The sequence below is a fragment of the Mycobacterium europaeum genome (assembly GCF_034555895.2).
In the GTDB taxonomy this organism is placed as follows: Bacteria; Actinomycetota; Actinomycetes; order Mycobacteriales; family Mycobacteriaceae; genus Mycobacterium; species Mycobacterium europaeum.
In genome coordinates this window covers 803,192-814,718 of record NZ_CP157315.1, presented here as the reverse complement: position 1 = coordinate 814,718, position 11,527 = coordinate 803,192, and the positions used below count along the sequence as shown (strand labels likewise).

10 protein-coding genes are annotated in these 11,527 nt (G+C 62.3%); 4 read left to right on the top strand and 6 right to left on the bottom strand.

Translation table 11 applies throughout. The annotated features are described in order from the left end of the window. Window positions 1-533: 533 nt before the first annotated feature. A complete protein-coding gene (locus U8D42_RS03960; RefSeq protein WP_322859155.1) occupies window positions 534-2,051 on the bottom strand; it encodes a hypothetical protein in 1,518 nt (505 codons plus the stop codon). 333 nt (window positions 2,052-2,384) lie between these two features. Here U8D42_RS03960 and U8D42_RS03955 point away from each other — a divergent pair, with 333 nt between their 5' ends. Then, the gene (locus U8D42_RS03955) at window positions 2,385-2,996 is read left to right on the top strand and encodes a hypothetical protein (RefSeq protein ID WP_348636938.1); all 612 of its coding nucleotides are present in this window, start codon (window positions 2,385-2,387) and stop codon (window positions 2,994-2,996) included. 373 nt (window positions 2,997-3,369) lie between these two features. Here U8D42_RS03955 and U8D42_RS03950 read toward each other — a convergent pair whose 3' ends face one another. Together U8D42_RS03950 and U8D42_RS03945 are read right to left on the bottom strand one after the other, a co-directional pair. Beyond that, the gene (locus tag U8D42_RS03950; protein ID WP_322859157.1) at window positions 3,370-4,320 is read right to left on the bottom strand and encodes a hypothetical protein; all 951 of its coding nucleotides are present in this window, start codon (window positions 4,318-4,320) and stop codon (window positions 3,370-3,372) included. Between the two features lie 203 nt (window positions 4,321-4,523). Further along, a complete protein-coding gene (locus U8D42_RS03945; RefSeq protein ID WP_322859158.1) occupies window positions 4,524-6,290 on the bottom strand; it encodes a GNAT family N-acetyltransferase in 1,767 nt (588 codons plus the stop codon). A gap of 90 nt (window positions 6,291-6,380) precedes the next feature. Between U8D42_RS03945 and U8D42_RS03940 the strand changes: the two genes are divergently transcribed. Both U8D42_RS03940 and U8D42_RS03935 read left to right on the top strand, forming a co-directional pair. Beyond that, window positions 6,381-7,160, top strand: a complete 780-nt coding sequence (locus U8D42_RS03940) for an alpha/beta fold hydrolase (protein ID WP_322859477.1) — start codon at window positions 6,381-6,383, stop codon at window positions 7,158-7,160. Window positions 7,161-7,363: 203 nt separating this feature from the next. Next, entirely contained in the window at window positions 7,364-8,128 is a 765-nt protein-coding gene (locus U8D42_RS03935; protein WP_322859159.1) for an alpha/beta hydrolase family protein, read from the top strand. Window positions 8,129-8,301: 173 nt separating this feature from the next. On the opposite strand, the gene U8D42_RS03930 is transcribed toward U8D42_RS03935, so the two are convergent. After that, window positions 8,302-8,802, bottom strand: a complete 501-nt coding sequence (locus U8D42_RS03930; protein ID WP_085242752.1) for a nitroreductase family deazaflavin-dependent oxidoreductase — start codon at window positions 8,800-8,802, stop codon at window positions 8,302-8,304. 107 nt (window positions 8,803-8,909) lie between these two features. Here U8D42_RS03930 and U8D42_RS03925 point away from each other — a divergent pair, with 107 nt between their 5' ends. Further along, entirely contained in the window at window positions 8,910-9,590 is a 681-nt protein-coding gene (locus tag U8D42_RS03925; protein WP_322859160.1) for a glycoside hydrolase, read from the top strand. 34 nt (window positions 9,591-9,624) lie between these two features. Here the strand turns inward: U8D42_RS03925 and U8D42_RS03920 are convergent, their stop codons facing one another. Further along, the gene (locus tag U8D42_RS03920; protein ID WP_244275264.1) at window positions 9,625-10,110 is read right to left on the bottom strand and encodes an NUDIX domain-containing protein; all 486 of its coding nucleotides are present in this window, start codon (window positions 10,108-10,110) and stop codon (window positions 9,625-9,627) included. Between the two features lie 87 nt (window positions 10,111-10,197). Further along, window positions 10,198-11,493 (bottom strand): tetratricopeptide repeat protein, encoded by a 1,296-nt coding sequence (locus U8D42_RS03915; protein ID WP_322859161.1) that lies wholly within the window; start codon window positions 11,491-11,493, stop codon window positions 10,198-10,200. Window positions 11,494-11,527 lie beyond the last annotated feature (34 nt).

Sequence of the window (11,527 nt, the reverse complement as noted above, 5' to 3'; positions counted from 1 at the left end):
ATCAGGTTCGAATCCTGCCGGGGGCACTGTAGCTAGTGGGAGTGAAACACGTGCTATACAGTGCCTTCGAAGGTTGCTGCAGCGACCATCAGAAACGGTCTACCTATCCCCTACCTATCCGGCTCGGGTTTGCACTAGCCGGATTCGTTTGCTGGTACCCGCCTGGTGGAGTCGCGAACTTCACACGCTTTCGCTCAGGCTGCTATTCTCGCAATTGTGGTCTAGCCCACCGCAACCGCGCCCAATTGAAGTGCGCATACTAGCCGATAGTATTCAATTCAATGAGAACGCTAACCCTTAGAGCGTTGGCTATCAAATCATTCCAATCTCTTTAAGGGCTTTAATATGTCTAAGCGCCAACTCATTTCAACAACAAAAGCCGCGGGGCTGCTGAATATCTCCCCCAACACCATTCGTGCATCTATCGCTGATTGAAAGTTCAATGGCTACAAAGTCGGTCGCCTCGTTAAAGTAAACGCCGCTGAAATCGATGCTTATCTTGACCGCGTGGCGACAAGCGATTGACGTACGAATTAGCGCCGGTGAACGCGAGTCAATTGTTCCTCACGAAGCGTCGCTTCATGATCGCTTACTGAGACACCCCATAGCGCACGCTTTATACATCGCTTCCGTCGTTCGCGCTTCTGTCGCGCTTCGATTCGGCTGACAGCCTGCTCCAATTGCCGTTTACCCTCCGGCGTTTGAAGCGATCCGAACACCTCGTTAGGAGTCAGCTCGTACGAGTTACTTTCGCGTTTGGGCACCGTTTGACCGCGTGGCCAGTACATCAACTCAACGAGGCCGATGTAGCGTTTCAGATCCAAGATGAAAAGTTGAGCTGCATCACGCTTTGCGTGATAACTTCTCGAATGATCGGGATGAAAAGGGTTACCTGGAATCCGCAGCTGCTGACCGAGCTGCATAGGGTCGGTCCGGTTGTACGCGGATAGCGTGTCGAGAGCATTAGCCATAGTGTCGACATTGAGCGTCATGTTCGGTGTGTAAAGCCGTATCTCTATCGCATCCAAGAGATCTTGTAGCGGATTGCCGTCTTGGTCCGTCCATTTTCGGAAGCCTGCATCGGCTCTTTGGTCGAACCATTCGAGACCTTGCTCCAGGCGCTGCAAGCGCACATATTGATCCAACACACGCCATGCACCGATTATTTGAGCCCATTGGTCCCGGGTCTCGAAAAAGTTTATATTTAGCCTTAGCGCATTAACAGCCGTTCGGAAATTCTTCTCAATGTCTGACATTTGCTGGACAAGTTCGCTAATCTCTCTGACTGGACGTTCGAGCAATTTAGGATCTATAAGCCCCATATTCGCGGATACAATTAAATCGTCTATAGCCGTGCTGGTCTCGTCGTAGTACTTTTTGATATCCCTCGCTTGGTTCACCACTAACTCATATCTTTCGTCAGTGACAAAGTCATTGACTAACCGACGAAATGAGTCCCACGCCTGGGCCGATAGCCGATTAACCCGGTCGAGTGTCGCTTTGTCTTCGCGTTGCGAAGTGAAACTAGCAAGTATGACAAGCGCAACAGGCGCTCCGATGCAAAACCCAGTCGCACCAGCCAAGATATTCGGAATGTAAGCGTGATTATGCCACCAAGCGGCTTGCAGCCAATGTACATGACCTAAATTGAGTGATCCCAGTCTGAAATCCATCGCCCCAACATCGATTGCCCATAATCCCACAAGCATGAGCAATCCGACCACAAACAGCGCGAGTAGCAATATCTGGGTAGCGGGACTGAAGTCTGCAGCCGTCTGTACAGCGGGCCATTCCTTGATTCTCTGGCGCCGTTTCCATAAGAGCCAAAGCGTTATGCCACTTAACGTGACGGGAAATATGAACGCATATCCCCCCAAATGCAGCCAGGACGCGTCAGCCGGTAACACGCGACCAAACCTAGCTGAGGAGCCAATCGGCGTAGTTGACGGCGCGCCGATTCCTTGGCGAGGGACGTCAGCACCGGTGAACTGCATCCATGCCTTGCTTGAGCCAACCGAACCGTTGCGCGATTTCGCCAAGCGTTGCTTCATGTTGGAGCCGGTACCGCTCCGGAAGCTTTCCGGCGAGCTGGCACGCAAAGTCGCCACGCGCGGCTAGCACCGATTCAAAGCCGAGATTTGAATACTCAGCGGCGATGCGGTCTATCGCGTCGTGAGTCTCTTTCCACAGACACGTTGGGCACTCGTAGCCGGGCGTTCTGCCTGCGGGGGTTGGTTTTAGGCTTTCAAAGTATGTCCGATGTTTCGAAGACGGTCTGGCACCCTTTCCAGGTGTGGGCGGTCGACTGCTACCGGTGGCTGCATCAACACTTGGGACCCAACGATTGGTCTGCCATTGGAACGTGGGCATACACAATGATCGCTTTGGTCACGGTCATCGTCGCCGGTCGCTACGCCAGCCGCCAGGTCAGACAGGCGAAGCGCCAAGTCGAGGAAGCGCGAAACACGCGTCTATCTCAGGAGAAGACAGCGCAGGATGCAATCACCAAGCAAGCACAGTTAGCGCAGGAGACGCTTGCGACAGAAGCACGGGAAGCTGAACTGAATCGCCGGAAAGTCTCGCAGCCGAATGTCGTTGTGTTCATTGACCACAATCCAAAAAACTTTCAATATTTGGACCTTGTGGTCAAAAATTTTGGTCAGACACCTGCCTACCACATCGAGCTGACGATGGATAATCCGCTGGATGTCTCTCCGTACCACCTCAACGCTACTGGCCAAGATATTGGGGTTACCCATCTAGATATGCCACAACGCATCGCCGTGCTGGCGCCGGGCCAAGAATGGCGAACTCTGTGGGACTCCGCGGTCCACCGAAAGCAACATGCAGGGCAGCTATCTGACGATGAGAGAACCGGCCGGATTAGGTTCTGGGACAAGGCAAACAATGACGCGGACGCAAGGACATACGAAAACCCAATCTTATTGGATCCGAAGATGTTTCACGGGATATTGCGACTCGCAGATAAACCGTAACGCCGAAGCCGTGAATCAAAGCCTTCCGATGAATCGCTGTGCTCTGGGCGCCTTGCCGCGATACGGTCCACCTTCACTGACCGGCAATCGATTGACGTAGGCCGGAATGAACCCGAACTCGGTTGCCTGCGCGGAACTTCAGACAGAGATACCACCAGACTAGCAACATCACTGGCGACGATGCCTATCAGGCCGCAAACGCAGCGAACCGCGAGATAGGCGCACTGCACACGTTGCCGCCAGGGCGTTCGGACTGGTGAGAGCAGGGTCGGCAGATATAAAACCTGCCGGCGTGGTGGCGCTGACCAGTGCAAACAGTCGACCTGGGCGTGTTTGCACCCATCCCCTACCTATCCGATTCATTCGGCCCGTTTCACATCAGCAGTTGAAGATGGGCCGCGACAATGGGCGCACCTTGTTTGACTGCCTCCGTGAGCACTGCGCTGCCAAGTGCCGTGCCAACGCGCTCAATAATCCCCCAACGTCGTTTGATCTTCTCTGGCTTTGGATCACCTTCTGACACAGCCTCATCAAAATCGTCAATCGTTTGCTGTGCGTCGGCACGTTGTTCGGGATTGCTCACGTCTGCCAACGCGCCACGCAGCTGAGCAATGATCGGTACTAAATCGCTTGGTGCAGAGTGCATTTGAGTCTGACGTGATCCGTCACCTTGGCCGATCACACCGGAGTTTGAACCGCTCACGTTCACTTCATAGTTGTTGTCTTGAGAACCGATATGCACTTGAACCGCCGCATCTACCTTGGCCTTGCTCGGAAGGCTGTCTAGGGGAACATCTTTCGCTAAGTCAATGACTATCTCTACCAACGTCGTTCGTATCATGCTGACGATTCCGGCAATCGAAGACGGCAACACAGAATAATAGAGAGCAGTGATCGCCTGCCACGGTCCCAACATCTTGGTCCATTCGGCTGCTACCACGGAAAAGATTGCGTATCCCATTTTCATGGACTTCTCACCAGATGCCGCCATCTGCACAATCTCTTCTAGCGGCTGTCTAAATGCGAGGCTTTCCGGGACGTACTTACGCAAGTCCTTCGGTATCTGTAAGTGATTGATCTGCTGACCGGTCAGGAACTCGTTTCCGCCCCGTTGGTTGATGAACAGCGGGGCGGTAATCGAACGGTAAGGCGGTAATGACGCATCATCTGAGTAGCCCTCTAGCTCGTTCTTCGCCCATTTCCGTAGTTCATCGGACCCTGTTAAAGCACCCAGAGCAAGACACTTGCGGAGCAAGCCCACCAGAGACTCTGACTCGTCTAGAACCTGTTCGCGCAAACCTTTCAGTATGTCTGCATCTGCCACAACGCCATCGTCTCACGGCGCTACGACAGAAACGGGGACGTTTAGACCGTCCGTGGTCTACGCAGTGGCCGTATGCCCGTCACCGTGCAGTTCCGCCAGAGCGTGCGCCGGCGGCACTCATGTTCTTGCAGGTCAGACGGCGTCCGTTAGTCAACTCGGCTAATGAAAACGCCGTTTGGGGGCTCCAGTGTCACAAACCGGACTCAGATGGTGCATTTCAGCCCGACGTGGGCGGCGTGGTACCCGAGCCGGCAATAGAACGCCCGAGCCCTTTCGCGAGCCTCGTCTGTGGTCACCTGCGCCAGCCGTGCCCCGTGTGCTCGGCCGTAGTTGTGTGCCCACTCGACGAGTGCAGTACCAAGACCCTGTGCGCGTTCGGCTTTGGCGACCCGTAATCCCTCGATCTGCAGCCGGGTGGCGCCGCCGCGGGAAAGGCCGGGAATGATCGTCAATTGCACGGTCGCGACGACCATATCGGAACCGTTCAGGACGACGCCGAGATAGTTGGATCGGTTGCGAACGACGATGTCGTAGGCCGCCTCGTAGCGTTCGAGTTCGGCGTCTTCGCGATCCCGACCGAATTCGTCGTCGGAGAGCAGCTGGGCGATCACCCCCACGTGTTCGCGCGTCGCGCGCTGCACGCGATATGTGCGGCCCGCCACCCGCAGCAGTCCTCGAACCGAGGACTGCGCCAGTGCCTGTAGGCGCGCCACCAACAGGTCCAGCCACGCCCCCACGTTGGTTCGTGCCTCCGCGGTATCCGGGTAGCGGCATCGCAGATGTAGCCCGGACTCGTCCTGGATGAACCAGAGCATGACGCCGTCGGTGTCAACGCTCGCGCTCACATACTGGGCGTCGAGTCCGACCGAGTCGATGCGCACCGGAAGCCTGCTTTGGTCCAGCCAGGAAATCGCGAACATGCCGGGCGCGATGGGCATTCCACCCCACGGAGCCAGTACGTCGGCCAGTGGCCAGGAACCAAGCTGCACGGCTTCTTTGACGGCGGCGGCCGCGGCGTGCGGCTCGGCAACCGCCGACTCCAGGACCGAATTGGTGATGAACCAGCCGACCGAGTCGTGCCATCTGTCTTCAAATCGGCTGTGCACGGGGAAGACCGCGCGCAGCGGCGCCCCGGCCAGCTCGCGGGTCACCGCAGTCATGGCGACCACAGCGAGTGCCAGCGTCGAGACACCGTCGTCGCGTGCCTGCGCGGCGAACGCGGCGCCGTCATCGACATCGAACACGTCACGCACTTCAACGCGTTCCGGATGCGGCCCGGAATCACCCAACGGCAGCGGAAACCGTGGCATCACCCCACCGCTGTCGCTGAGGATTTGTGCCCATCGCGCGCGCACGCGTTCCGGTGCCGCTGGACGGTCCAACAGTGCTTGCGTGTGCACGACAAATGCCGGCGGCGGCTGCAGCGACGACGGACGTCCGATCCGCGCGTCGGCGAGCATCGACAACAGGTCCCGGGCAATCACCAGCATTGACCACATGTCCACGTGGGCGTGGTCGGCAGCGATCACCACCGTCAATCCGGCGGCAGTCTCCAGCACACACAATCGATGTGAGGGCCGCTGATAGGGCGAGCACGTCGCATTGAGAACTACTCGCAGTGCGTCGTTGACCGCCTGGCCCGGAGTGATCTCATGCTCTACCCACTTGCCTGGGTGAATATCGATCTCATGCAGCTGCGGATCGCCGTCTGCCCCGAGTGTGAATGCCGTTCGTAGGGTGCCGTGGCGGGCGATCACCGCCAGCCACGCATCGGCCAACGATTGGCGGCTGACGCCTGCCGGCAACCGAATGGACAGAGCCATCCAGGAGCCGGGTCGTGCGCCCGCACCAACGTGTATGCGCTGGTCGAAAGACACCGGGAGCTGCCGGCCGAGGTCAGACACCGACACGTCGTAGCCCCAGAGTCGTCCAAAGGGTAGCCGCAGGTGCGCCACGTTGGTCAGCCGCATGGCGGTACCCTAACGCGCCAGTTAGCCTGAATGCTCGGTCTGCGCGGTCGGCTCCGGGGCGAGCCGTCCGGTCGTGAGAAGAGTTGCGTGATGTCCACTTTCGTGGTTCCTGGTGCAGAGCTTGCCGTCGAACTGAGCGACGAAGGTGGTCATCCGGTAGTTCAACTGCACGGACTTACCTCCAGCCGCGCGCGTGACCGGGTGCTCAATCTCGACCTCGGCAGGGGCCTCAGCGGGACCCGACTGCTGCGGTACGACGCACGCGGCCATGGCAAGTCGACTGGGCGCAAGGTCCCGGAGGATTACCGGTGGGAAAGCCTTGCCGAGGATCTTCTGCAGCTGCTCGACAAATGGTTTCCCGACGAACGGGTGCACGGAGTCGGCCCGTCCATGGGTGCCGGCACGCTGCTGCACGCGGCTGCCCGCGAGCCGGACCGCTTCGCCGGCCTCACGCTCATGGTGCCGGCCACCGCGTGGGAAACCCGGCCCGCGCAGGCGGCGATCTACCGGGCTGCGGCCGAACTTATCGAAACCGAGGGAGTCGGGGCATTCATCGCGTCGGCGCGTGGGGCGACTCCGCCGCCAGCCACGGTCGGCGCGCCCGAAACAGTTCCCGATGTGGCCGACGCGCTGCTGCCGTCACTGTTTCGAGGCGCGGCTCTCAGCGACCTGCCCGCTCGCGAAGCGGTCGCACGAATCGATGTGCCGACGACGATTCTGGCCTGGGTCGGCGACCCGGCGCATCCGATGTCGACAGCGGAATCGCTTGCCGCACTGATGCCGCGGTCAACGCTCACCGTGGCGCACATCCCGGCCGATGTCGAGACCTGGCCCCAGATCCTGAGCCAAGACGTCGCCCGCAGAGGCTGACTTGTACGCGGTTGTCGCACAACGGATTTCATTTCGGCCGAGCTGAGGCATCCGACAACGATCCGACACGCACACCCGCATTATGCCTCTGAACTGCGAATATGTGGCTCAATTCCGCAGTTATTGTTCCTGCCTGGGGCACAAACCTTCTCGCAGGTAGGTCGGCTTCACGACCGCCGTCCGGGGCGGGTTAGATCGTCGGCATGGGCGAACGTGTGACGTTCCAAGGTTCCACGGGCGCGACTCTGGCCGGCGTCATCGAGATGCCCGACGGAGCCGTGCGGGGCTGGGGCGTGTTCGCGCACGGCTTCACGCTCGGCAAGGACTCGCCCGCCGCCGCGAGGATCTGCAAGCAACTGGCCGCCGACGGCATCGGCATGCTGCGCTTCGATGCGCTGGGTCTGGGCGGATCCCAGGGCGACTGGGGCGACGGGTCGTTCACCGTCAAGGTCCACGACATCGCCAGGGCATGCGAATTCATGACAAGCCGCGGAACCCCGGCCGACATCCTGGTCGGGCACTCGTGGGGCGGAGCAGCGGTGCTCGCCGCCGCTCGGCAATCGCCGGGAGTGCGGTCTGTGGTTACGGTCGCCGCGCCGGTCGACCCGAGCCACGTCGAAAAGCATTACGACGCAGTCGTGGACCGCTGCCTGACCGAGGGCAGCGCCGAATGGATGGTCGGCGGGCGCACACTGACGCTCAAGCGGGCATTCGTCGAGGATGTGCGCCGGGCCCACCTGCGCGACAAGATCAAGGGTCTGCGCCTGCCGCTGCTCATCCTGCACTCACCGACCGACAACACGGTCGGCATCGAGAACGCCAGCGAGATCTTCCGCTTGGCCCGCCACCCGCGCAGCTTCGTCTCGCTGGAGGGCTCGGATCACTTTCTCACCGCCCGCGGGCAAGCGCACCGGGCGGGGCGAATCATCGGCGCCTGGGCCGACGCATACGTGGGCGACAACAGCTAGGGCGAGCAAGCCCACCAGCCGACGCGACGCTCAGCCGCCGACGCCCGGGGCGCATTCACCCAGCTGCCCGCGGTCGCTGATGTCCAAAACTTCGACCTCGTACCGGTCCGACAACTCTTGGCCGAACGCCATGGCCCTCCGCGCCTCCGTCGGCCGGTCGCGGGTAAGCCGCGTCACTCTCGTTCCAGCACGAACGCCTCAATGTGGCGCTTTCCGGCCCGCACTTCGTACTTCCGCCAGCCCGGATACAGCTCGAGGCCTTTCGCCCAGATCTCGTCGCGCTCGCCGGGCGTGGCGAGCCGCGCGGTGGCGTGCCAGGTATCGCGGCCGATGGTTACCGTCGCTTCGGGGTGGGCCTTCAGGTTGTGGTACCAGGATGGGTGCTTGGCGCCGCCGAAGTTGGACGCGATGAGGGCCAGGCCGTCGGGGTGCGGGATCCCGTACACGGCGACGGTGCGCGGCTCACCGGATTTCGCGCCGGTGGTGGTGAGCATGACCACCGGGATGCCGGTCGCCAGCCCGGCGAAGCTGCTCCTGCCCCCGCTGACCCGGGTGATGAGCCGGTCGAGGTGGTGCGCCGTGGGGCGAAGAAGCGCGGCACCCACCGGTGTCGACGCGAAACGACGCATCATCCGGTGAAACGCGTTGGCATCCTCGAAGGACTGGCCGGGCATGGTGCCATTGTGGACCGAGCCGGGGTGGCTCAGGGTCAATTCGCCGAGCTGAATTATCCACCTGAAAACGCGCCACAGGCGCCCCACCCGACACTAAGCTGCTGGTCGTGGGCAAGAACGTGTTGGCCGACGGGCGCGGCCGCTGGCTGGCGATCGTGGCCTCGTTCGCGCTTGCGGCCGGCATGGTCTACGCCCAAGACACCAAGCCGCGATGCTGCGCGCCGAACGCGACGGCAGCGGCTGCCGCGCCCGCACCCACCACCCCGGCTGCCGCCCCGACAAGCGCGCCGCACACCGCCACCCCCGCGGAAGTCGAGATGCTGGCCGCGAACGCGCCCGCCGCCGCCCAGCAGTTCCAGGTCGCCCTGCCCCGCGGCCTGGCGTCGGAGGACAGGCTGCAGGTCAAGACGATCTGGGCCGAGCGAGCCATCAGCGTGCTGTTTCCGCAGATCAAAACCATCTACGGGTACCGTCAAGATCCCCTGCCGTGGCATCCCAACGGGCTGGCGATCGACGTGATGATCCCGAACCACGGCAGCCCCGAGGGCATCGAACTCGGCAACCAGATCGCCGGCTACGCCCTGGCGAACGCGAAGCGATGGGGAATCAACCACGTGATCTGGCGCCAGAAGATCTATCCGGGCGTCGGAGGGGGCAGCTGGACCGCCGACCTCGGGTCGGAAACCCTCAACCACTACGACCACGTCCACATCGCCACCAACGGCGGCGGCTACCCGACCGGGCGCGAGGTCTATTACATCGCCTCGATGACGCCCGCGCCCAACTAGTGAGACGCGCGACCCTGCGGATCCCCGCATTGCTTCATGGCCGTCGCAGCAGGAACAAGCCGTAGGCGGCGACGGACTGCGCGTCGGCGATCACGCCGGAGCGGATCATCTGCTCGACGTCCTCGCGGTCGAACCAGGCGCTGCGCAGGTCCTGTTCCTCGTGCTCGAGATCCGGTTCGCCCTCGGCGATTCCGGTGGCCAGGAACACCCACCCGCGCTGGCTCGTCATGCCGGGCGCGACGTCGAGCTGACCGAGGACCTCGAATGACGTCGCACTCAATCCCGTTTCCTCGCGCAACTCGCGGGCGGCAAGTTCAGAGGGGTCGGTGTGCGCCAGACCGGGCGCGGTTCCCTGCGGGAATTCCCAGCGTCGCGCCCCGAGCGGGTACCGGAACTGCTCGACGAGCCGGAAGCGGTGCCCGTCGAACGGCATCACCAGCGCATAGTCGGGTTTGTCCACCACGCCGTAAATGCCGGGGCTGCCGTCCGGGCGACGGATGTCGTCTTCGCGGAGCACCATCCATTGGCTCCGGTAGACCTCGCGGGACGCGACGCGTTCGATGAAGGGCACCCGCCCAGTATCACTGCCGGCCCCCGGCACGTCCTGTTACCGGGGGGCGGTGAACCGGTCGTACGTGCGGCGCAGGGTCCCGCGGTCGACGGCATGCAGCACGCTGGTGAGGGCCTCGAAGACGTCGACGTGTCCGACGGTGGGATCCGCCGTTTCGCCACGGGTGTATTCCCAGGGCAGGGATCGTCCGCGGCGCAGCACCTCGCCCAGGTACCACACCGCGCCGTCGATGAACGGCGCATTGCGTTCCTCGTCCAAGAGCTGCTCGGGCGTCGGGGCCTTTTGAACGAGAAGCTCTTCCAGTGCGTCGAGGGACTCCGGGGAGAAGTCCCAGACCGCATCGCCACCGTAATGGCTTGCCCAGACCGGGAATTGGGCACCGCGCTCGGCAAGCCAGCACCGCAGGTATTCGCCGTTCGAAAAGTGCCGCGTCGCTTGGCTCCTGGCGCGTAGGCGGCGCTTGGTGGATTCCTCGACCCGGCCGCGCATCTCGGCCGCCCAGCGGTAGTCCTCGGCGCGGGCCCGCCACTTCGCCAGTTCCTCTTGGGCGGCCACCGTGACGGGACTGTCGTCACCGAAGACCCGGGCTTCGTCGTCGACCAGGGCTTGCCAGGTGGCCACCTTGTCCCGGTAGTCCTCGGGTTCGGACTCCCACAGCGCGATGGTGTGCCGCGCGATCAGCGTGTGCCGGTGGTCGTGTCCCAGCTTCTCGCGCATCACCTCGACCAGCGACTCGAGCTGAGCCATGGCGCCGGCAGCGTCCACCGACTCGCCCTGCCATTGCGTCAGCGACAGCCACATACCAAGGGTGTCCTCGTGGTGCTCGCCGAGCACCCGGCGCCGCGCGGCGAGGACGCGCTCACCCTCGGCGATGGCGCCCGGGTAGTCGCCGAGCTCCTTGCGCTGGTGCGCGACCCGGTCCCTGGACGTCAACACGGTCGGGTGCTCGGCGCCCAGCACGCCTTCTTCGTCGGCCAGCAGCTGCGACCATTCGGCCAGCGCGGCCCGCCCCTCGGGCTGCGGCCGGTCCGCGAACATGTGCCGCGCCGTCAACGTGGTGATGTGGTTGCGACCCAGCACCTCCTCGAGCTCGGGTACCAGCTGCTCCAGAGCGGCGTAGGCCCCGGCCTGGTCCCCCATTTGGAGCTGCAGGTGCACCAGCGCCAGCTCCATGTCCAACACGTTCGGATGGCGCTCCCCCAAGATCGGCCGGCAGACCGCGACCAGCTCGCTCATCAGGGGCAACGCCCCGGCGAAATCCGCCGCGGCGATGCGCTCCGAGATGAGCCGGGTCAAGGCGGCGAGCGGCCCCGGAAGTTCCGGCTGCGTCATACCGCTATCGAATCTCGCCCGCGGCGCCGTGGCA